The organism is Streptomyces sp. NPDC005533 (genome assembly GCF_042871845.1).
GTDB lineage: Bacteria > Actinomycetota > Actinomycetes > Streptomycetales > Streptomycetaceae > Streptomyces.
The window spans coordinates 277,984-298,313 of record NZ_JBIAJH010000002.1 but is presented as its reverse complement, the minus strand read 5'-3'; the positions used below and the strand labels follow the sequence as shown (position 1 = coordinate 298,313).

Genomic DNA, 20,330 nt, shown 5'->3' with positions numbered 1-20,330 from the left:
ACTTGAGGAAGTCAAACATCTGCGTTCCGAAGCTCTTCAGCTCCGAAACACGAAGAAGGTCCCCCCAGCCATGAGCACCCCCTCCCCCGCCACCCAGGCCTCCGGGCCCCGGAACGAGACGGTCATCGTCTTCGCCCTGAGCCTCGCCGCCATGGTCGTGTCGATGATGCAGACCCTGCCGGTCCCGATCCTGGGACTCATCCGCGACGACCTCGGCACCTCGACCGCGAACGTGAGCTGGGTGACCACCGCCACCCTGCTGTCGGCGGCCGTCTTCACGCCGCTCCTGGGCCGGTTCGGCGACCAGCACGGCAAGAAGCCCACCCTGGTGGCCGTGCTCGGCGTCATGGTCGCCGGGTCCGTCATCGCGGCTCTGGCGTCCTCGCTGCCCCTGCTGATCCTCGGCCGGGTGCTCCAGGGCGCCGCCACCGCGATCTTCCCGCTGGCCCTCTCGGTCCTGCGCGAAGAGGTCCGGCCGCAGAAGCTTCCGGGAGCGATGGCGCTGGTCAGCGGCACGCTCGCGTTCGGCAGCGGCCTCGCGCTCGTCGCGACCGGGCTGCTCACCTCCGGGTCGGACGCGGACTACCGCAACGCCTTCTGGATGGCGACCGGCTTCGCCGTGCTCGCCCTGCTCGCGGTCGTCTTCCTGGTCCCCGCGACCCGTCACAAGACCGGCGGGCGCACCGACTTCCTCGGGGCGCTGACCCTCGGCCTCGCCCTGCTGCTGCTCCTGCTGCCGATCTCCCAGGGCCACGAGTGGGGCTGGACCTCCGGCCGTACGCTGGGCAGCTTCGCCGGCGCCGCCGTCATGACCGCGGTCTGGGTGCTGGTCGAGCGCAAGGTCCGCGAGCCGCTCGTCGACATGAAGATGTTCGTCCACCGCCCGGTCCTCATGGCCAACCTGGCCGGCGTCCTCGTCGGCTTCGGGATGTTCGCGAACTTCCTGGGCGTCTCGTACCTCGTCCAGATGCCCGAGGCGCTCACCGGCTACGGCTTCGACGCGTCGATCCTGCGCGCCTCCGTGCAGTTCCTGCTGCCCGGCGCCATCGTCTCGCTGCTCGCCTCCCCGGTGGGCGGCCAGATCGTGCGCCACCGCGGTCCGCGTGTGGCGCTGGGGCTGGCCGCCGCGCTCGGCGCGGTCGGCTTCGCCTGGCTCGTCCTGGACCACCAGCACAGCATCTCGGTGATCGGCGCCGGGCTGGTCGTCGGCGCGGCCGTCAGCTTCGGCTACGCGGCCATGCCCGCCGTGATCATGTCCAGTGTCCCGCACCACCAGAGCGGCATCGCCAACGGCATCAACTCGATCTCCCGTTCCACGGGCAGTGCGATCGGCAGCGCCGTCGTCACCACGATCCTGGCCTCGAAGACCATCGAGCACCTGCCCGCGGGCGTGCCCCCGCTGCCCGCCGAGTCCGGCTTCACCCTCACCTTCGGAATCGGGGCCGTGGCCTTCGCGCTGGTCGCGCTGATCAGCTGGATCGGCCTGCGGGGCGGACACCGCACCGTGGCGGCCTCCGCGCAGCCCGGGACGGCCGAGCAGCCCGCGAAGTCCGACCCGGTCGAGGCAGCCGGGGAGGCCCGGGCCGCCGAGCAGCCCGAGGCGGCCGCAGCCGCCCGCTGACCCACCCCCCCTCCGCCGGCCCGGCGGTCCCCCTGCCGCGTGTCGTTCACGGCGGGGGGACCGCCGGGCCTTGCATGGTGGGTGCATGAAGGCTACGGACGTCATCGCCGACGGGTTCGGACGCGTCGGGGAGATCGTGCACGAGGTCGTGGACGGGGTCCCCGCGGAGATGCTCAACGCGCGCGTCGACCCGGCGGCGAACTCGATCACCTGGCTGGTCTGGCACCTGGCCCGCATCCAGGACGACCACGTCGCCGACGCGGCCGGCACCGAACAGGTGTGGGACTCCGAGGGGTGGTCGGACCGGTTCGCGCTGCCGCTGCCCGCCGGGGCGACCGGGTACGGGCACTCGCCGCGGGACGTCTACACCGTCCGGGTCGACTCCGGCGAGCTGCTGCTCGGGTACTTCGACGCGGTGCACGAGCGGACCGCGCGCTATGTCCGGGGGCTCGCCGCCGCAGATCTGGACCGGGTGGTCGACGAGCGCTGGGACCCTCCGGTCACCCTCGGCGTACGCCTGGTCAGCGTGGTGTCCGACGATCTCCAGCACGCGGGGCAGGCGGCCTTCGTACGGGGCGTGCTGGAGCGGACCCTGGGCTCCTGACGACGGTCCTGGCGCCCGATCCGCCGCTCCGCCCCCGGCTGTCCCGTTGCCCGGACGGCGCCGTGCGGTGCGGCCGGGACCCGTGCGGGTCCCGGCCCCTCCCGCTACGCCCCGCTCGCGTCGAGCATGTCCTCACGCTCGACGATCTTCACGCGCTCGCGGCCCTGGGGCTCGCCGAGGGCCTTCTCGGCCGCGTCCAGCCGGTGCCAGCCCTCCCACGTGGTGAAGCGGATGCGGCGCTCGGCGAGGAAGGCCTCGACGGCCTCCGGCGCGGGCGTGGCCGGCGCGCTCAGGCGGCCCTCCGCGTGGTCGGCGAGCAGGTTCGCGACGGTCTCGTTCGCGTCGCCCTTGGTGTGGCCGATCAGGCCGACCGGACCGCGCCGGATCCAGCCGGTGACGTACGTCGACTGCAGGTGGGCGCCTGCTTCGATCACGCGGCCGCCCTCGTCCGGGACGGTGCCGGAGTCGACGTCCCAGGGGAGCTTGGGCAGCTCGTCGGAGAGGTAGCCGACGGCCCGGTAGACGGACTGGACGTCCCAGTCGGTGAACCGGCCGGTGCCCTTGACGTTCCCGGTGCCGTCGAGCTCGGTGCGCTCGGTCCGCAGGCCGACCACGCGGCCGTCCTCGCCGAGGACCTCCACGGGCGACTCGAAGAAGTGGAGGAACAGCTTGTGCGGGCGCTCGCCGATGTCGCGGATCGCCCAGTTCTCCAGGGTCTTGGCGACCATGTCGGCCTGCTTGTTGGCGCGGCGGGTGGCTATGGAGCCCTCGTCGTAGTCGATGTCCTCGGGGTTGACGATGACCTCGATGTTGGGCGAGTGGTCCAGCTCCCGCAGCTCCATCGGGCTGAACTTGGCCTGCGCGGGACCGCGACGCCCGAAGACGTGCACCTCGAGCGCCTTGTTGGCCTTGAGGCCGTCGTAGACGTTGGCCGGGATCTCGGTCGGCAGCAGCTCGTCGGCCGTCTTGGCGAGGATGCGCGCGACGTCGAGGGCGACGTTGCCGACACCGAGCACGGCGACCTTCTCGGCCTCCAGCGGCCAGGTGCGCGGGACGTCGGGGTGGCCGTCGTACCAGGAGACGAAGTCGGCGGCGCCGTAGGAACCGTCGAGGTCGACGCCCGGGATGCTGAGCGCGCGGTCGGCCGTGGCACCGGTGGAGAAGATCACGGCGTCGTAGAAGGACTGCAGCTCGTCGAGGCTGATGTCGTTCGGGTAGTCGACGTTGCCGAAGAGGCGGACCTGCGGCTTGTCGAGCACCTGGTGCAGGGCGGTGATGATGCCCTTGATGCGCGGGTGGTCTGGGGCGACGCCGTAGCGGATCAGCCCGAAGGGTGCCGGCATCCGCTCGAAGAGGTCGATGGACACACCGGGCTCGACGGCGGCCTCGGACTTCAGCAGCGCGTCGGCGGCGTAGATTCCGGCGGGGCCGGCACCGACGATTGCTACCCGCAGAGGGCGAGGCATGGCAGGGGTTCCCTTCGAGCGACGGCAAGGTGGATCAAGGGGAACCCTAAACGAAGGTAAGCCTAACCCGGCACCCGGTCTCACTTTATGACCCCATAACCAAAACTTATGACCCCTCCAAGCTACCCTTGGGGATGCGGTGAACTCGCTGGTCAGTGGACACGCCAGCTGACAGACTGAAACGGCTTGATCACCCCAGGAGGACGAATGGCTGACGAAACAGACACCCCGCAGGCTCCGGAGGACGAGTCCCCGGCCGACGCTGCCAAGCGCAAGTTCCGGGAGGCCCTGGACCGCAACGCGGCCAACGCCCAGTCCCAGCAGTCGCACCAGAGCCGCGCGAAGGTCCAGGGTGCCAGCAGTGGCCCCGGCGGCAAGAACAAGAAGGTCCGCCGCAAGACCGGCTGACCCTCGGACCCGAGGAGCTCAGTCTCGCCGCCGCGGCGGCGGGACCGGGCGACTCCGCCCGCCATTGGGCCACCCGGGTGAGGGAGGATAACTCCTGGCACTGTCGGCAGTTGATCAGCTCGTCCCGCCGAGGGCAGCTATCTCATGCGACAGTGCGACCGAAGGATCCCCCACATGTTCAAGAAGCTCATGGCCACCGCCGCCGTCACCGCCACCGCGCTCGGCGCGGGTGCGGCACTCGCCTCCCCGGCCATGGCCATCGGCAACGACGAGGGCGTCACCACCGTCAACGGCAACGACGCCGCGCAGATCTACGGCAACCAGGAGACCCACGGCAAGATGAGCCCGCAGCTCAGCGCCGTCCAGGGCTCCCTCAACAAGCTCTGCATCGGCCTGCCGGCCAAGGTCAACGCCCAGTCCCTGCTCGCGGTCATCGCCAACATCGGCGTCCAGGACATCAGCGTCGCGTCGAACCCGCAGAACCAGCAGTGCACCGAGAACTCCACCCAGGCGAAGGGTGACGAGACGGCCTCGCACATCCTCAGCAACATCCCGATCCTCTCCGGCAACCTCTCCGCCGGCAGCTGATCGACCCGACTTCGCGCCGGTGTCACGCGTCACGCGTGGCACCGGCGCGTTTCGTTTGGTCTAGACCTTGACAGGTACAGACCACCTTCGCTTCAGTGGGCGCAGTTGCCCCCCACGGCAATTCCCCCCACTGAAGGAGCAGTTGCGTGATACGTACGCTTCGCCGCCGTGCCCTCTCCCTGGCCGCCGCCGCGGCCGTCACGGTCGGCCTCGCCATCGCCCTCCCGTCCTCCCCCGCCTCCGCGGCGGCTCCCTGCGCCGGAGCCTGGACCTCGTCCGCCGTCTACACGAACGGCATGAGCGCCTCGTACGCCGGACACAACTGGCAGGCCAAGTGGTGGACCCAGGGCGAGACGCCGGGCACCACCGGGCAGTGGGGCGTCTGGTCGGACCAGGGCTCCTGTGGGGGCGGCGGGGGCCAGGACCCCGACCCCGGCAACCCGTCCGGATTCGTGGTGTCCGAAGCCCAGTTCAACCAGATGTTCCCGAACCGGAACCCCTTCTACACGTACAACGGCCTGGTCGCGGCGCTGTCCGCCTATCCCGGATTCGCCAACACCGGGGACGACACCGTGAAGCGGCGCGAGGCCGCGGCCTTCCTCGCGAACGTCTCGCACGAGACGGGCGGACTCGTGTACATCGTCGAGCAGAACACCGCCAACTACCCCCACTACTGCGACACGAGCCAGCCGTACGGCTGTCCGGCGGGGCAGGCGGCGTACTACGGCCGCGGCCCCATCCAGCTCAGCTGGAACTTCAACTACAAGGCGGCCGGTGACGCGCTGGGCATCAACCTCCTGGCCAACCCGTACCTCGTGGAGCAGGATCCGGCCGTCGCCATGAAGACGGCGCTCTGGTACTGGAACACGCAGAACGGCCCCGGCACGATGACCGCGCACGCCGCCATGGTGAACGGCGCGGGCTTCGGCGAGACCATCCGCTCCATCAACGGTTCCCTGGAGTGCAACGGCGGCAACCCGGCCCAGGTCCAGAGCCGCGTCTCGAAGTACCAGAGCTTCACCCAGCTGCTGGGGGTGACCCCGGGCAACAACCTCGGCTGCTGATCCCCCGGCCCGCGGCGGGCCATCGCGACGCGGTGGGCGCGGCCGGAGGCGACCGCGGGCCGTTGGATCGCCGAGGCGCGGAAGAAAGGTTTCCTGCCCCGCTCAAGCCCTGACCCGATCTGCCGCGACCTGCCGCGACCTGCCGCGACCTGGTCCGCGGTGCGGTCAGCGGGTGCGCAGGGCGGTCGCGAGCTGGGCCCGCGAGCGGACGTCGAGCTTCTGGTAGATGCGGGTCAGCCGGGCCTCCACCGTCTTGACGCTGAGGAACAGCTTCGCCGCGGCCTCCTGGTTGCTGGCGCCCTGGCTGACGAGGAGGGCGAGCCGGGTCTCGGCCTCGGTGAGCACCGCGGCCGCCGGCACCTGCGCACCGCCTCCCTCGCCGGGCGCCGGCTCCCTGGCGAGCTCGGTCCAGGGGGCCGCCCCGGCCGGGCCGAACACCTCGGCCGCCGCCCGCAGGGCCGCGCGGGCGGGGGCCCGCCGGCGCCGACGGCGCTCCACCCGGGCGAGGGCGAGCAGCGTACGCCCCCGCTCCAGGGGCAGTTGCAGGTCGGCGAAGCGCCGGGCCGTGGCCTCCAGCAGGTGGACCGCCTCGTCGGCCTCCCCCTGGGCGGACAGGCACAGGCCCCGGGCCCGGTCGAGCGCGGCGACCACCCCGGTACGGCCCAGGGCCAGGGCGACCGCGCCGACGCGGTCGAGGAGTTCGGCGGCCTCGCCGGGCGCGTCCGCGGCGATCAGCGCCTCGGCCAGCTCCCCGTGCCAGCGCAGGACCGAGGGGTCCACCACCTGCTGGGCGGCCTCCAGGGCGGCGACGCGGCGCAGGGTGGCGACCGCCTTCGCCGCCTCTCCGGTGGCCAGTTCGACGAGGCCGAGCGCGTGCAGGCTGCGTGAGAGGAAGACCTGGTCCTGCTCCTCCTGTGACGCCTGGATGCCGCGCCGGGCGTAGCCGGCGGCGCGCGCGAAGCTGCCGCCCATGGCCTCGGCCATCGCGGCGACGTACCAGGCGGGGCCGGGCGACAGGCCCGCCTCGATCGTCAGCTCCAGCGCCCGGCGGGCGTGGGCGGAGGCGGCCTCGCAGCGGCCGCTGCGCAGCTCCACCTCGGTGAGGCTGCGCAGGACCTCGAAGACGTCCTCGGCGGAGCCGGTGCGCTGGACCGCCGGGAGCAGGACCATCAGCTGCCGGCGGGCGTCGGTGAGGCGGTCGTCGAAGAGGGCGTGCCGGACGGCGAGGTACTGCGGGGCGTTGCGCATGCCGAGCGGCACCTCGGGCGCGGGCAGGGCGAGTGCCTCGGCCAGGATCTCCTCGGCGTCCGTGTCCCCGAGGATGCGGCCCATGCGGGCCCGTACGGTCAGCGCCATGGCCTCGGCGGTCTGGTCACCGCCGAGCGCGGCGAGCCGGCCGGCCTCGGCCGCCGCGTCGCGGGAGCGGACCGGGTCGCCGTCGCTGAGGTTGTGCTTCCAGGCGATCCGCAGCTGGACGGCGGCCTGGAGCGAGGGATCCCCGGCCGCCTCGTCCATGGCGTACGCGAAGGTCTCGTCGAGGGCGCCGAGGGCCTGCCCGGCGGCGTCCATCACGGCGAGCCGGGCCCGTACCCGGTCGGCGGGCGACGCGTCGCGGGCCAGGACGGCCCGGGTGGCGCGGCGCGCGAGGTCGGCCCGGCCGGCCCAGCCCGCGTCCTCGGCGGCCGTGACGAGCCGGGCCAGTTCCTCGCCGGCCAGCCAGGACGGCGTGCGTTCGGCGGCGAGCAGGCCGAGTTCGGCGGCGAGGGCCCGCTGGCCCCGGCGGCGGCAGCTGGCGGCGGCCTCGGTGATCTCCGCGGCGAGCCACTGGTCGGGGGTGTCCACGGCCAGCGCGCGGTGGCGTACGGCCTGGACGGGGTCGTCGACGGCGGCGGCCAGGGCCGCGTGTCCGGCGGCCCGTTCGGGCCAGCCCGCGTCGGCGGCGAGGGCGGTGAGGAGGGCGCCCGCGGTGAACTCCACGGTGCCGTCCTCCCCCACCCTGACCAGCGCGGCCCGTTCCGCCTCGGCCAGCTCGGCCTCGGCGTCGGGGCGGCCGGCCCGGCGGAGCAGGGAGGTGGTGGGGCGGGAGGCGAGAGCGGCCAGCAGCAGGGTGCGGCGGGCCTGGGCGGAAACTCCGGCGAGGAGCCGGCGGGCCACCTCGCGGGCCTGTCCGGAGACGGGGAGCGGGTCGGCGTGGTGGGCGCTGCTGTCGCGGGCCTCGGCGGCTTCGGCGAGGGAGTGGCCGAGGGCGAGGGCGAGGCGCGGGTTGCCGCCGCTGGCCTGGTGGATGCGGCCGGCGAGGCGGGCGGGGAGGCAGTGCCGGACGAGGAGTTCGGCGACCTCGTCGGCGCCGAGCGGCGGGACGCGTATCGCGGGGACGTCGGGGCCGCAGAGGGGTTCGCCGACGGAGGCTCCGCCCTGGACGCATTCGGCGACGAGGACCCGTACGCGGGGCGGGGTGAGGCGCAGTGCGAAACGCAGCAGGTCGGTGCTCTCGGCGTCGAGCCACTGGGCGTTGTCGAGGACGAGCAGGACGGGCTGGCGGGCGGCGAGGGTGCGGAGCACCTCGACGACGGCGAGGCGCAGCGCGATGTGGTCGCGTCCGGCGCGGGGGGCGTCGGCTTCTCGGCGCAGCAGGGCGATGGCGGTGCGCTGGGGGCCGGAGAGCTCGTCCAGGGCGGCGCCGGGGACGGAGGCGAGGAGGGCGGCCGCGGACGCTTCGGGTATCCACTGGTCGGCGGCCTCGGGGGCGAGGCGCAGGACGCTCTCGCGGCGGGATTCGGCCGCGGCCGCGACGGCGCGCACGATCTCGGTCTTGCCCGCGCCGGCGGGCCCGGTGAGCAGGGCCCGGCCGTGCGTGGTCAGCGCATGGTCGACCGCCTTGATGAGTTCACCGTGTCCGACACTCGTGTCAGCGTTCCCCGTCGCCGCCACCACGCACAGCCACCAGCCTTCCAGTACCCAGCTTCTGTGCCTTTCCTGTGAGAGGCGAGAATACGAGGTCGGACGGCAGGTGGACCCGGATTGTGACGCAGAATTCAGTCACGCGGCGCGGAAAACCCGGCGGACCTGCCGATACGCGCGGTATCGGCAGGCCCGGGGATTCATTTGGTCCGTACTATCGGCCCGTCAGGCCGAGTTGGTGCGGACTTTCAGCGGAGGGGAAGCGGCTCAGAACGCGAGGTTCCAGGAGTCGATCTTGCCGGTGTCGCCGCCCGCGTTGTCGTTCACGCGGAGCTTCCAGGTGCCGTTCGCGACCTCGGAGGAGGCGTTGACGGTGTAGACCTGGTTGATGTTGGCGGTGCTGCCGCCGGCCCGGTTGTGGAGGGTGTAGACGGTGCCGTCGGGGGCCACCAGGTCGACCTTGAGGTCGCCTATGTAGGTGTGGACGATGTTCACACCGACCTTGAGGGCGGCCGGGGCGTTGCCGGTCACACCGGTGACGGTGATCGGGCTCTCCACGGTGGTGTTGTCACCGATGGCGACGTCCGTGCCGTTCTCGAAGCCCGGGGTGGGCGGGGTCGAGGTGACGGCGGCGACGGTCGCGGCGGCGTCGGCGAGACCGGTGCCGCAGCCGCCGGTGCAGGTGCCGGCCAGCGGGCGGGCGTTCGTCTTGATCGCCGACTCGATCTGCGCCGGGGTCAGCGAGGAGTTCGCCGACTTCAGCAGGGCGGCGAGGCCCGCGACGTGCGGGGCGGCCATGCTGGTGCCCTGGTAGGGCTTGTAGGTCTCGGCGCCGGGGGTGGTGGTGCCCGCGTTCAGCGTGGAGAGGATGGCGTTCTCGGGGGTGGTGACGGTGCCGGGCGTGTCGGTGGCGCGGCGGGTCTCACCGCCCGGGGCGGCGACGTCGATGATCGCGCCGTAGTTGGAGTAGTACGAGCGGTCGCCGGCGCGGTTGGTCGAGGCGACGTTGATCACGTTGTTGCAGCTGGCGGGCGAGAAGTTCGCGGCGTCCGCGTTGCTGTTGCCGGCCGCGACGACCACGGTCGTACCGCGGGCGACGGCGGCGTTGATGGCGTTCTGGTAGCTGGTGCCGCAGGTGCCCGAGCCGCCGAGGCTCATGTTGATGACCTTGGCCGGGGTGGCGTTGGCCGGGACACCGGCCACGGAGCCGCCGGAGGCCCAGGTGATGGCGTCGACGATGTCCGAGGTGGCACCGCCGCACTTGCCGAGCACGCGGACGGGCTGGATCTTCGCGCCGTACGCGATGCCGGCGACGCCCTTGGAGTTGTTCGTGGCCGCGGCGATGGTGCCCGCGACGTGGGTGCCGTGCCAGGAGGAGTTGCCGGCCTTGGAGCCGAGGCCGCACTCGCCGTCGGTGGCGTTCCAGTCGCCCTGGTCGGCGGGGTTGTTGTCGCGGCCGTTGCCGTCGCGGGCGTCGGCGGCGTTGGAGATGAAGTCGTAGCCCGCGACGATGTTCGGGGCGACGTCCGAGTGGGCGACGTAGCCGGTGTCGATCACGGCGACGGTGACGCCGGAGCCGGTGGTCTTGTCCCAGGCGCCGGGAACGTTCATGCCGGCGGTGGGCTCGAAGAGGTCCCACTGCTTGGCGTACTCGGTGTCGTTCGGGGTGACGGCCTGGGCGTAGGCGCGGGAGTCCGGCTCGACGTAGGCGACGTCCGGGTCGGCGCGGAACTGGGCCATCACGTCGGCCGCGTCGGCCGGGGCCACGGTGCCGCCGAGGTTGACCAGGGCCGCTCCGGTGCCGAGGCGGCGGTCGAACTTCGCCTTCTTGCCGGCCTTCTTGCCCTTGGCGGCAGCGTCGTCGGCGGCCGCGGTGTTGGAGCTGGCCTCGGTGGCCGAGGGCTTGTACCCGACGATGAGGTTCTGGACGGGCGCCGTGGCGGCGACCGTGGCGGCCGGTGCCGCGCCGGGGTTCTCGACGGCCACGGCCACGGAGGCCGCGGCGGTGGCGGAGCCGGCGAGCAGGGTGACGGACATGGCCACCACGGATATGAGCCGACGTCTGGAAGCGTGCACGTGTTCCCCTTCGCGGGCCGTTTCCGGGTGGGCCGGAGCGGCCTTTCGGTGCAGTGTGGGAGGTTCCGGCGGCCGCGGGGCCGGAAGCGAGTTGGTCGGTCTCGCCCCGGCCGCCGCCGCGCGCCACGTCGTCCCGCCGCAACGGCGAGGCGGGGACGACGGCGTTCCCGGCCCTTCCCCGGACGGGGGGCCTACACGCCATGTGGGGTTGGCGTGTGAACCGCCCCGTCAGGGGAAGATCGCCGGTGGGCAGACAGTAGGCAACGCGGCAGTGAACTCGATACGGGGAAAACCCTTGTCCGCCCCCTGGCGCACCCCCCGGGGGTCCCTCGCGGCCGCGGTGACCAGGGGTTCCGACGGCGCGCGGGGGCCGGCCGCCCTTACCAGGACCGGGCCGCGTAGCCGTACCGGATCAGCAGCCGCGGCGAGCGCGGTGGGGCAGACAGGTCGAGGGCGCGGCCGTCGCGTCGGTGACCGTACGCGTGCGCGGCGGTGCGGCGGACCCGCCCAGCCGGACCGTCCGAACGGCTCGGACCGGGCGTCCGGGCCCGCCGACCCCGGCCGCCTCCTGGTCATCGAAGACGGCTGGGCTGGTCCGGTAGTCCTCCTTCACCCGCTCTGACCCCCGGTATCGGGGCCAGAGCCCGGGCTGGCGCCGATACCGGGGGCCGGATCACAACGGCGGTGTGGGTGGGTGGGTCGTTGCCCGGGTGCTCAGCGTGTGGGGTAGGCGCTCAGCACGGCGTGGTGGCTCAGGTCGGCCGCCGGGTCCTTCTCGTTCTGCGGCGCGCTGGTGTAGAGGGCGACGTCGCCGGAGACGTGGTCGGGGAGCCTGGCCCCGCCCAGGTCGGCGGCCGTCCCGGTGGCGAGGTCGACTGAGACCGGCGTCGTGGCGGCCGGGCCGGACGTGCCGTACGCGACACCGTTGTTGCCGACCCCCGTGAAATTCACCCCGCTGCGGTTGTCGGTCGCGCCGAAGCAGTAGCCCTTCTTGGCCTGGAGGTCGAAGGCCACGGTGGCGGCGACGAGGTAGCGCCCGTTGTCGCTCGGCACGGTCGAGCCTCCCTGGCCGAGAGTTCCCGTGCTCAGTCCCTCGCAGGTGAGGGTGAAGACGGGTTGCCCGCTGCGCTCGTCGTGCAGGGCCCAGACGTAGTTCATCGGCAGGCCCAGTGCGGAGTAGGCCTGCTTCTTCGCCTGCCACGAGGCGACCACGTAGCCGCCCTTCGCCGCCATGACCTGGCCCCCGCTGCCGGGCATCGCGTCGTCACGCGGGTCGGCGCCGTCTGGAATGGTCGCCTGCCCCGGCCACAGCTCCACCATCTTGCCGCCTCCCGCGGCCAGCTGGTACTCGCGGCTCCCCTGGGCCAGCGGGGCCTTGAGGTCCCCGGTGGTGACATCCGCGACGGCGAACGCCGAATCGGTCTTGAAGAGCACCGTGCCGTCCCCGTGGTGCGCGATGACGAGCTCCGCACCGGGGATCTTGACTGTGCGGGCCGGGGCCACTCCGGTGCCGGAGGCGGAGGCGGGGAACACGGCGGCGTTGACGACGCGCTTGCCGTGGTTGACCACGTCCGCGCCTTCGTTGACCGCTGCGGTGAGGACCGCGTGGTCCTTCCCCTCTTTGCTCGTCACCACGAGCTTGACGTCGCTGGCGTCGAACTCCTTGGGGTTCTCGCTGGGCTTCCACGGCCCGCTCGCCCAGCGGACGGCGCCGGTGGCGGCCTCACGTGCTTCGACGCCGAACGCCTTCCCGTCCTCGTAGGTCTTGAGGAGCAGCACCAGTCGGGAGTTCGGGGCGACGGTCGGCTGCGTCAGGTGCTCCGACTGCATCACCGCCCAGCCCTTGCCGCCGTCGAAGGCCGGCGGGACCTGTGCCTGCGCGGCGGCCGGCGCGCTCAGCGCTGCGGACGAGGCCGAACTACCGGGCTCCGCGGGCCCGTCGTCCTGCGGCTTGCCGCCTCCTCCCGACCCCGTGCATGCCGCCAGCAGCACCATCGCGGCACCCGACAGTAATCCGTACCGAAACTTCCTCAACGTTCCTCCCCGTCCTCGGTCAAGACACCTCGCCGTGACGCTACCCGCCAACCGCCGCGTTCCGTAGGCCGATCCGGCAGACCTGGCCCGGCCCGCAGCGCCACCAAGGCCGCATGGACCCTGCGCTGTGCCGGATCCCCCTCACCGATCGCCGAACGGGCGGTCCGGCCGGACGGACTGGTTCGGCGGGAAGAGTTTGCGGTAGTAGGTCCAGCTGGTTTCGTTCGGTTCGCTCCACTTCTCCGGGGCGTGGGCGAATTCGGGGTGGTGGTCCGCGATGTACGCGCGGGTGCGCTCGGGGACCTGCGCGTACGCGTCGAGCTTGCGGCCGCGGCAGTGGAAGGTGAGGCCGCCGGGGCGCGCGCCCTGTTCCATCCAGGGCAGCCACGGGGACATGCGCGTCCACGACATCGTCGAGGGGACGCTCGGCGCGTCGGTGGCCAGCGCCGCCCGGGGGGTGAAGAACTGGAAGAGCTCCAGCGCCCGGTAGGTGTCGTCGGCCGACTGGTCCGGGTACTCCTCGACCGGCAGGGGCGAGGGGTAGGCGAGCGGGATCTCCAGGCTGAAGCAGACCTGGTCGCCCAGGTCGGTCACGGGCACCGGGAACGGCCGCCACCGCTGGTTGGCCGGATCGTTCCAGACGTGGACCACCGGCCTGCCCTCCCAGGTCTCCGTGATCTGCCGGGTCCGGGGGTCCAGGTAGAACGCGGCCTCCCTGGAGAGCAGCTGGTAGCCGCCGATCTCCTCGTCCGGGACGAGGCGGGCGACGTTGAGCCCTTCGAAGCCGAAGAGGCGCCGGTAGGGCTCGCCCGGGGCCCACGAGTGGACGTCACCGGTCCACCAGAACGTGACCTCGTCACCGTCGAGCGAGGCGCGGGTGCGGGCGAACGCTTGCAGGAGTTCGGCGGGTGTCGCGGCTGATGTCATACGGCTCACTGTGCGCGGTCGCGGCCCGGCCGGGCAAGCGTCCCCATGGACAACCGCAGCCGCCGGCAAGGGGCTTGAGGGGCTGGTGGGGGCGGGTGGGTCCGGTGGCCCGGGGCGGGCCGGAGACCGCCATCCGGATGCCAGGTTGACGACGGTCGCGCCACCGGCGACCGTGACCGCCATGGGGAAAGAACGCCGACTGCTCACGCTCGTCATCTGCCTGGTCCTGGGGGGCGGACTGACCGCCGCGGTGCTGGGTGCCTCGCGAGCGGCCGGTCCGCACGGGAGGTCCGCGGCCGGGCGTCCGGCGCCCTCCGACTACGTGGACATACGTGACGTTCCGCGCGCCCCCGCCGCCGCTCCCGCCCCGGGCGCCGACGGATCCCCCGGCTCGGTGACGGTGGACTGCGGCCGCAACGAACAGGGCCACTACAACGAGGACAACCTGGTGGTCTCGCCGGGCCTGCGGGCCGGCGCCCACCACACCCACGCGTACGTGGGGAACCTGTCCACGGACGCGATGTCGACCGACGCCTCCTTGGCCGCGGCCGCCACGAGCTGCGCGGGCGGCGACCGGTCCACGTACTACTGGCCCGTCCTGCGGCGGCTCGACCGGCCGGGCACGCGCCCCCACGAGCACTCCGCGGGGCACGGGAACGAGGGCGAGATCCTGCCGGAGGTCTCGGTGCGGGTGGAGTTCCGCGGCAGCCCGGTGAGCAAGGTGGTGGCGATGCCCCGCTTCCTGCGCGGCATGACGGGCGACGCCGTCGCCTACACGGCGGGCAGCGACGCCGACGTACGGGCCCGCTGGGGGTGTTCCGGCTCCCCGGACCGGCCCACCACCCGCTACCCGCGCTGCCCCGAGGGCGAGCGGGTCACCCGCACCCTGGTGTTCCCGAGCTGCTGGAACGGCATCGACACCGCCGGCGCCGGGCACCGCTCGCACCTGCGCTTCCCCGGAACGAACGGGGTCTGCCCACCGGACTTCTTCCCGGTGCCCGAACTGCGCGTCTCCCTCGCCTACGAGGTCCCCGCGGGGGTGCCGGTGGCACTCGACTCCTTCCCCGAGCAGCGGCACAGTCCGAAGACGGATCACGCGATGTTCGTGAACGCGATGACCGACCGGCAGATGGCCGTGGTCGTCGGCTGCCTCAACGAGGGACGCACCTGCCGGATCTGAGTGACGCAGGTCACGTGAACCGGACGGGCGCCGGTGGCGTGTTCCGACCGCACCACCCAAGCGAGGAAGACGGAGAGGGTGAGATGGCCGGACCACTGTGGCCCCGCACTCGGCGGGGCTCGACCGACGAGGCACTGATCAAGTCGGTGTACGAGGAGCACGGTCACGCCCTGCTCGCGTACGCCACCCGGCTGACCGGGGACCGGGCCGCCGCCGAGGACGTCGTCCAGGAGACGCTCATCCGTGCCTGGCGGCATTCCGAAGTCCTGGTCAACGGGAAGGGTTCGGTGCGCGGCTGGCTGCTCACCGTGGCCCGCAACATCATCACCGACCGCTACCGGGCCAAGGCGGCACGGCCCCCGGAGGTCTCCGGGGCCTCGGCCACTCCCCCGGTGGAGGCGGACCACGCCGACGCGGTGGTGGACAGCATGACGGTCCTGGGGGCCCTCGACCAGCTGTCGCCGGAACACCGCGACGTCCTGAAGGAGTTGTACTACCGGCAGCTCAGCGTGGCGGAGGCGGCCGACACCCTCGGCATACCGGCGGGTACGGTCAAATCGCGTGCGCACTACGCGCTCAAGGCCCTGCGCGACGTCTTCAGGGACCAACGTTCGGGTGACAGCAGCTTCAGAGACGGAAAACGACAGGGCAGGCCGCCCCAGCAGCCCGCCGGACTGCGTGAGGTGGTGGCATGAACCGGCAGCGGCACGAGGAGGAACTGCTCGGCCCGTACGTGCTCGGCGTCCTGGACGCCGAGGAGGTCCGCCGGATCGAGGAACACATGAGCGGATGCGTGCAGTGCCGGGAGGAGGTGGCCGCGTTGCGCGAGATGGAAGCGGCACTGGGCGAGGTACCCGATGAGGCGTTCCTCGACGGGCCGCCGCAGGGCGGCGACCTGCTGCTCCAGCGCACCCTGCGGCAGATGCGCGGGGAACGGGCCGGTGCGCAGCGCCGGCGCGCGGGACTCGCGGGACTGGCCGTGGCGGCCTCCCTGGCCGCCGTGTTCTGGGCCGGAACGCAGCTGGGCGGCGATCCCGACGCCATCGCCCTGCCCGTACCGCCGTCCCCGACGGCGCCGGCGGATCCCTCGCCTCCGCCCGCCGGGACCAAGGTGCTCTCCGCGACCGATCCGGGCACGGGCGCGCGGATGACCGTGCAGATGACGCCGGCGGCGAAGTGGGTGCGGTTGCACGCGGCGGTCACGGGAGTGCCGCAGGGCGAGCGGTGCCGGCTGGTCGTGGTCGGCAAGGACGGTACGCGCACCACCGCGGGCGGCTGGGTCGTCGGCGGCCAGGAGAACGGCGAGGGCAAGGGCGCGTCGCTGGACGGTTCGGCGGCGATGGACCCGGCGAACGTCAAGGCGGTCCTCGTGGAGAACGAGGCGGGCCGGACGTTCGTGTCCGTACAGGCCTGACCGCGGCCGGGGTCGGTCCCGGCGCGGCCGGGGTCGGTTCCGGCATGGCCGGGGTCGGTCCCGGCGTGACGAGGGCCGGGACGTGACGGAGCCCGGGAGCATATCCAGCTCCCGGGCTCCTGTGTGCCACCCAATTGCGCACACCGGCACGTTTAAGAGTCGCGGATCATTCTTAGATCGACGTGTTCTACCTTTGAACTACCGCGCCACGAAAGAGGCGCAGAGGGGACTTGAACCCCCATCCATCGATGATCGTCCACGCTCGGTCGATCCGGTGTTCGGCGGCGAATACTGAGACTGGAGCGAGAATCTGAGATTTACGGGGCCGCCTCTACCGGCTTGGGCCACCCCGGCACGCAATGCCGGGGGAGGGATTCGAACCCCCAACTGACACCCCTGGTTCAGCTTCAACATCAGTTTCAGCTTGCGCTCTCGCGCACCCCCCGCAGATGTGCGGGGGGAGATTTCGGGGCTACCTGAACAGGTAGCCGAACACCGCGTCCCCGACCCGCTGGTCGGTGACCTCGGTGCTGTTGGCCTCCTCGCGGGCGAACTTGACGGCCTGCTGGAGCTTCTCCACGCGGTCGAGCAGCTCGTTGACCCGGCGGGCGGGCAGCGCTCCGGAGAACTTCACCGTCGTCCAGTACCCGACCGGGACGTCCTCGTAGTAGACCTCGACCTGCGCCGGGTGCTTCTCGGTGGCCTCGGCCTTGACGTGGTTGCGCGGCACCTTCTTGGTGCGGATCGTGCGCACCGGGTCCGTCTTCCAGGAGTCCGTCGACGGGTCGAGGTTCCAGGACTCGGAGGCGTCCAGCACCGGCAGCTTCCGTACGAAGGTGTGCATGTCCGTGAGCTGCTTCTCGAGGAAGAGCAGGTAGGGCACGGGCACCTGTGCCAGCAGGACCGTCCCGTCCACGACGACGTCGGCGGCCGCGGTGCGGTTCGCCCAGTCCTTGGTGGCCGTCACGTCGAACAGCCGCGTCAGCGTCCCCGCGGTCGCCCGGAGCACGTCCTCGGCCTTGACCTGCACCCGCGTGGACTCGGGCGGCAGCTGCTCGCCCTCCTCGTCCTTGGGCTGGTAGGTCCGGGAGATGCCGGCCAGCAAGGCGGGCTTCTGGACGTCGTGGTGAGCCTGCGTGAGCTCCTGGAGGGACTTGGACTTGACGCCCTTTTCCACTGCGATGATCTGATTCAGCTTCGGCACGCGATGAAGCTAGCAGTCGATTGTCCGATCATGCACCGGGATTTCCGGCACCGGCACCCCGGCCCGATCGAGCAGGCCGCGCATGTCCTCCTGGTGGCAGACCTGCTGGTGCCCGCCGCACGTCCGGGTCCTCGTCGTGGAGGAGCCGCTCCCGGGCGCGGCAGACCGCCCGCCGGAACAACGGCTCCTCAATGGTCCGCGAGTCCCGCCAGGACGTGGACGCGGCAAGGAAGCCCACAGCCGGACCGATCATCACATTGCGGTCCATGACATCCTGTGACGTCGCAACTCGCCGGACGGAATCGGCGGACGTCCGGGGAATATGGGGAAGGTCGATGAGGCTCTGCTTCCTGGTGGAGGAGCACTACCGCCACGACGGCATGCCGAACGAGGTGATCGGGCAGCTGACGGCGTGGGGGCACCGGGTGGACGTGGTGCGGCCGGGCGGCTCGCTGCTGCGCATGTCCGAGGCCGTGGACACGGGGACGCACGACGCCTGGGTGCTCAAGACCGTCTCCGGCGGCCCGGGGCTCACCCTGCTCGAAGGCGCCGCGGCGGCCGGGATGACCACGGTCAACGACGCCCGGTCCATCCGGGGCGTACGGGACAAGGCGCTGGCCGCCGCCATCGGGCGCGGCAGTGGGCTGCCGCTGCCGACCACGTACGCGGTGGCCTGCCCCGAACTGCTCAGGGAGGTACCGGCGGCGGAGTACCCGCTCGTCGTCAAGCCGGCCGACGGCAGCTCCGGGCGGGCCGTGCGCTTGGTGTCCTCGCCGGAGCAGCTGGAGACGATGCTGCCCGTGCTGGCGGGCGAGGGCATGCTGATCGCCCAGCCGTACGTGTCCAACTCGGGCACCGACATCAAGGTGTACGGGGTCGGCGGCGAGCTGTTCGCGACCGAGCGCTGTTCCCCGCTGCACCCGGACCCCTCGGTGCGGGAGCGCCGGGTGCCGCTGTCGGCCGAGGTGGCGGCGATCGCCGCCCGGGTCGGGGCGGTCTACGGGCTGGATCTGTACGGGGTCGACGTGCTGCTGGGTCCGGACGGGCCGGTGGTCGTCGACGTGAACGACTTCCCGAGCTTCCGTCAGGTGCCGGACGCGGCGGCGCGGGTGGCCCGGGCGGTGCTGGAGCTGGCGCGGACGGGCGGCGGCCCGGCGCAGCCGCAGCCGCAGCCGCAGCCGCAGCCGCAGGTGACCGTCCCGCAGCCCGCGTCCACGTCCGCACCCGCGCCCGCGCCCGCGGCGGTGCCGTTCCCGACGCTGCCCCTCTCGATCCCGGCACAGGCGTCGGCGAGGGCGGGCGAGAGCTCATGAGGATCGGCCTGATCACGCCGGACCCCGGGCACCCGCTGCTGGCGGGGGCCGCCGCGCTGCTGGCTCCGGACCATGTCGTCGAAGCGCTCGATCCGACCCCGGCCGGGGAGGCGCCCGTACCGGTGCCGCGCCGGCCCGCCGATGTGTACCTGCTCAAGTCGGGTACCCCGCACGCCGTGGGGCTCGCGCGGGAGCTGGAGCGGCGGGGCGCCACGGTGCTGAACTCCGCGGCGGCCACCGCGCTGTGCCAGGACCGGACGGAGATGGCCGGGCTCGCCCTGCGGGCCGGACTCCCCTTCGCCGCGACCCGTACCGTCGGCCCCTTCTCGGAGTGGGCCTGCGGGTCCCCCCTCGCCGCGCCGGTGGTGGTCAAGAGCCGGCACAACCGCAAGGGCGATCTCGTCGCCCGGGCCGACGACACCGCGGAGCTGCGCGCGTTGGCGCGGGCCTGGCCGCGGGAGCCGGTCGTGGTGCAGGAGTACGCGCCCAACAACGGCTGGGACCACAAGCTGTGGGCCATCGGGGAGCGGGTCTTCGCGGCCCGGCGCCGCTCCGAGCTCTCCCCCGGCGGGCGGGGCGCCGACCTGCCGCTGTCCCCGGAGGAACTCCCCTCCGGATGGGCCGGCCTGGTGCGCGAGGTGGGCGCGGTGTTCGCGCTGGAGGTCTTCGGCGTGGACATCATCGACACCGGCGGCGGCACGCCGCTGATCGTCGACATCAATGCCTTCCCCGGCGTCCGCAACCAGCCCGAAGCCCCGGCGGCCCTCGCGTCCCTGACCCTGCGCCGAGCGGGGGACCGCCGCCGCCCGCACGTCTGACCGCGTTCTCGTCGCACGTGTCACCAGGGGACGGGCGCGGCTTGACCTCAAGTGAGGTTCAGGTCGCAGGCTTCTTCGTATGCCGCCGGCCGTACGGCCGCGCAGCACTACATATCGGAGGAAGTCCCATGTCGAGCAGTGCCGTTCCGAACTCCGGCCCCGCCGCCCCCACCGCACCCTCGGTTCGTCGTTCCGGCCTCGCCTGGTGGAAGGTGCTGGTCGCCGGCGCGGTCGGCGCGGCCGTTTTCAATCTGGTCGTTCTTGCCGTCGCCAAGCTGGCCGGTGCCTCGCTCGTCGTCGTCGAAGCGGGTGAGGAGCACGCGATCACGGTCGGGGGCGTCGTCGGGGCCTCCGTCGTCCCGCTGGTCGTCGGGACGGGCGCCGCCCTCCTGCTGGCCCTGTGGAAGCCGGTGTTCCTGCGGATCGCGCAGGTCGTGGGCGGCGGGCTGGCGCTGTTGTCGGTCGCCGGCCCGCTGTCGTCCGGCGCCGACGGCGGCACGGTCACGGCCCTGGCCCTCATGCACATCGCCCTCGGCGTGGCCGTCGTCGCCGCCCTGGAGCTCCACCGCCGCAAGCGTTGAGCCCGCCTTCTCGGTCCTCCCCCGGACGGGGCCCGCACCTCGCGGCCCCGGTCCGGGACGGACGCGCGCGGCCGGACGGGGGAATGCGCTCGGTGGGGCGGTCCCGGGGCGGTGTCGTGGCGGGGAGCGCG

General features: G+C 72.6%; 17 protein-coding genes. 11 read left to right on the top strand and 6 right to left on the bottom strand.

What is annotated here, in order from left to right; genetic code table 11:
- The first annotated feature begins 70 nt into the window (after positions 1 to 70).
- The gene (locus ACFYP3_RS03470; protein ID WP_388826024.1) at positions 71 to 1,621 is read left to right on the top strand and encodes an MFS transporter; all 1,551 of its coding nucleotides are present in this window, start codon (positions 71 to 73) and stop codon (positions 1,619 to 1,621) included.
- An 85-nt stretch (positions 1,622 to 1,706) separates the two neighbouring features.
- Positions 1,707 to 2,225: a DUF664 domain-containing protein gene (locus ACFYP3_RS03465; RefSeq protein WP_388826021.1), complete on the top strand. Its 519-nt coding sequence runs from the start codon at positions 1,707 to 1,709 to the stop codon at positions 2,223 to 2,225.
- Between the two features lie 104 nt (positions 2,226 to 2,329).
- Here ACFYP3_RS03465 and ACFYP3_RS03460 read toward each other — a convergent pair whose 3' ends face one another.
- Positions 2,330 to 3,691 (bottom strand): FAD-dependent oxidoreductase, encoded by a 1,362-nt coding sequence (locus tag ACFYP3_RS03460; protein WP_388826018.1) that lies wholly within the window; start codon positions 3,689 to 3,691, stop codon positions 2,330 to 2,332.
- Between the two features lie 207 nt (positions 3,692 to 3,898).
- Between ACFYP3_RS03460 and ACFYP3_RS03455 the strand changes: the two genes are divergently transcribed.
- The 3 genes from ACFYP3_RS03455 (at position 3,899) to ACFYP3_RS03445 (ending at position 5,751) form a co-directional block, all read left to right on the top strand.
- Positions 3,899 to 4,099, top strand: coding sequence for a DUF5302 domain-containing protein (locus ACFYP3_RS03455; protein WP_388826015.1), 201 nt, complete (start codon positions 3,899 to 3,901; stop codon positions 4,097 to 4,099).
- Positions 4,100 to 4,273: 174 nt separating this feature from the next.
- The gene (locus tag ACFYP3_RS03450) at positions 4,274 to 4,687 is read left to right on the top strand and encodes a rodlin (RefSeq protein WP_388826012.1); all 414 of its coding nucleotides are present in this window, start codon (positions 4,274 to 4,276) and stop codon (positions 4,685 to 4,687) included.
- A 146-nt stretch (positions 4,688 to 4,833) separates the two neighbouring features.
- A complete protein-coding gene (locus ACFYP3_RS03445) occupies positions 4,834 to 5,751 on the top strand; it encodes a glycoside hydrolase family 19 protein (RefSeq protein ID WP_388826009.1) in 918 nt (305 codons plus the stop codon).
- Between the two features lie 165 nt (positions 5,752 to 5,916).
- On the opposite strand, the gene ACFYP3_RS03440 is transcribed toward ACFYP3_RS03445, so the two are convergent.
- The 4 genes from ACFYP3_RS03440 to ACFYP3_RS03425 form a co-directional block, all read right to left on the bottom strand.
- Positions 5,917 to 8,685 carry an AAA family ATPase gene (locus tag ACFYP3_RS03440; protein WP_388826006.1) on the bottom strand — a complete coding sequence of 923 codons (2,769 nt, stop codon included), beginning with the start codon at positions 8,683 to 8,685 and terminating at the stop codon, positions 5,917 to 5,919.
- 234 nt (positions 8,686 to 8,919) lie between these two features.
- Entirely contained in the window at positions 8,920 to 10,689 is a 1,770-nt protein-coding gene (locus ACFYP3_RS03435) for a S8 family serine peptidase (RefSeq protein WP_388826105.1), read from the bottom strand.
- 753 nt (positions 10,690 to 11,442) lie between these two features.
- Positions 11,443 to 12,723: a hypothetical protein gene (locus ACFYP3_RS03430; RefSeq protein ID WP_388826003.1), complete on the bottom strand. Its 1,281-nt coding sequence runs from the start codon at positions 12,721 to 12,723 to the stop codon at positions 11,443 to 11,445.
- A 180-nt stretch (positions 12,724 to 12,903) separates the two neighbouring features.
- Positions 12,904 to 13,689: a DUF1838 family protein gene (locus tag ACFYP3_RS03425; protein WP_388826000.1), complete on the bottom strand. Its 786-nt coding sequence runs from the start codon at positions 13,687 to 13,689 to the stop codon at positions 12,904 to 12,906.
- Positions 13,690 to 13,870: 181 nt separating this feature from the next.
- Between ACFYP3_RS03425 and ACFYP3_RS03420 the strand changes: the two genes are divergently transcribed.
- The 3 genes from ACFYP3_RS03420 (at position 13,871) to ACFYP3_RS03410 (ending at position 16,283) form a co-directional block, all read left to right on the top strand.
- The gene (locus ACFYP3_RS03420; RefSeq protein ID WP_388825997.1) at positions 13,871 to 14,869 is read left to right on the top strand and encodes a DUF1996 domain-containing protein; all 999 of its coding nucleotides are present in this window, start codon (positions 13,871 to 13,873) and stop codon (positions 14,867 to 14,869) included.
- A gap of 83 nt (positions 14,870 to 14,952) precedes the next feature.
- Positions 14,953 to 15,564 (top strand): sigma-70 family RNA polymerase sigma factor, encoded by a 612-nt coding sequence (locus tag ACFYP3_RS03415; RefSeq protein ID WP_388825994.1) that lies wholly within the window; start codon positions 14,953 to 14,955, stop codon positions 15,562 to 15,564.
- Positions 15,561 to 16,283 carry an anti-sigma factor family protein gene (locus ACFYP3_RS03410; protein WP_388825991.1) on the top strand — a complete coding sequence of 241 codons (723 nt, stop codon included), beginning with the start codon at positions 15,561 to 15,563 and terminating at the stop codon, positions 16,281 to 16,283. The genes ACFYP3_RS03415 and ACFYP3_RS03410 overlap by 4 nt, the downstream gene beginning before the upstream one ends.
- A gap of 472 nt (positions 16,284 to 16,755) precedes the next feature.
- On the opposite strand, the gene ACFYP3_RS03405 is transcribed toward ACFYP3_RS03410, so the two are convergent.
- On the bottom strand, positions 16,756 to 17,487 hold the full coding sequence (locus ACFYP3_RS03405; protein ID WP_388825988.1) for a hypothetical protein: 732 nt from the start codon (positions 17,485 to 17,487) through the stop codon (positions 16,756 to 16,758).
- A gap of 335 nt (positions 17,488 to 17,822) precedes the next feature.
- Here ACFYP3_RS03405 and ACFYP3_RS03400 point away from each other — a divergent pair, with 335 nt between their 5' ends.
- The 3 genes from ACFYP3_RS03400 to ACFYP3_RS03390 all read left to right on the top strand — a co-directional run bounded on the left by ACFYP3_RS03400 (position 17,823) and on the right by ACFYP3_RS03390 (position 20,199).
- Entirely contained in the window at positions 17,823 to 18,800 is a 978-nt protein-coding gene (locus ACFYP3_RS03400) for a RimK family alpha-L-glutamate ligase (protein WP_388825985.1), read from the top strand.
- Positions 18,797 to 19,618 carry a RimK family alpha-L-glutamate ligase gene (locus ACFYP3_RS03395; RefSeq protein ID WP_388825982.1) on the top strand — a complete coding sequence of 274 codons (822 nt, stop codon included), beginning with the start codon at positions 18,797 to 18,799 and terminating at the stop codon, positions 19,616 to 19,618. Before ACFYP3_RS03400 ends, ACFYP3_RS03395 begins: the two co-directional genes overlap by 4 nt.
- Before the next feature lie 128 nt (positions 19,619 to 19,746).
- Positions 19,747 to 20,199, top strand: coding sequence for a DUF6069 family protein (locus tag ACFYP3_RS03390; protein WP_388825979.1), 453 nt, complete (start codon positions 19,747 to 19,749; stop codon positions 20,197 to 20,199).
- The last annotated feature ends 131 nt before the right edge of the window (positions 20,200 to 20,330 follow it).

Bases quoted from the DNA above. Each gene is read 5' to 3' on its own strand.
- ACFYP3_RS03420 (WP_388825997.1), top strand. From the start codon at position 13,871: ATGGGGAAAGAACGCCGACTGCTCACGCTCGTCATCTGCCTGGTCCTG.
- ACFYP3_RS03415 (WP_388825994.1), top strand. From the start codon at position 14,953: ATGGCCGGACCACTGTGGCCCCGCACTCGGCGGGGCTCGACCGACGAG.
- ACFYP3_RS03400 (WP_388825985.1), top strand. From the start codon at position 17,823: ATGAGGCTCTGCTTCCTGGTGGAGGAGCACTACCGCCACGACGGCATG.
- ACFYP3_RS03460 (WP_388826018.1), bottom strand. From the start codon at position 3,691: ATGCCTCGCCCTCTGCGGGTAGCAATCGTCGGTGCCGGCCCCGCCGGA.
- ACFYP3_RS03430 (WP_388826003.1), bottom strand. From the start codon at position 12,723: ATGGTGCTGCTGGCGGCATGCACGGGGTCGGGAGGAGGCGGCAAGCCG.
- ACFYP3_RS03390 (WP_388825979.1), top strand. From the start codon at position 19,747: ATGTCGAGCAGTGCCGTTCCGAACTCCGGCCCCGCCGCCCCCACCGCA.
- ACFYP3_RS03395 (WP_388825982.1), top strand. From the start codon at position 18,797: ATGAGGATCGGCCTGATCACGCCGGACCCCGGGCACCCGCTGCTGGCG.
- ACFYP3_RS03425 (WP_388826000.1), bottom strand. From the start codon at position 13,689: ATGACATCAGCCGCGACACCCGCCGAACTCCTGCAAGCGTTCGCCCGC.
- ACFYP3_RS03470 (WP_388826024.1), top strand. From the start codon at position 71: ATGAGCACCCCCTCCCCCGCCACCCAGGCCTCCGGGCCCCGGAACGAG.
- ACFYP3_RS03435 (WP_388826105.1), bottom strand. From the start codon at position 10,689: ATGTCCGTCACCCTGCTCGCCGGCTCCGCCACCGCCGCGGCCTCCGTG.
- ACFYP3_RS03450 (WP_388826012.1), top strand. From the start codon at position 4,274: ATGTTCAAGAAGCTCATGGCCACCGCCGCCGTCACCGCCACCGCGCTC.
- ACFYP3_RS03455 (WP_388826015.1), top strand. From the start codon at position 3,899: ATGGCTGACGAAACAGACACCCCGCAGGCTCCGGAGGACGAGTCCCCG.
- ACFYP3_RS03410 (WP_388825991.1), top strand. From the start codon at position 15,561: ATGAACCGGCAGCGGCACGAGGAGGAACTGCTCGGCCCGTACGTGCTC.
- ACFYP3_RS03465 (WP_388826021.1), top strand. From the start codon at position 1,707: ATGAAGGCTACGGACGTCATCGCCGACGGGTTCGGACGCGTCGGGGAG.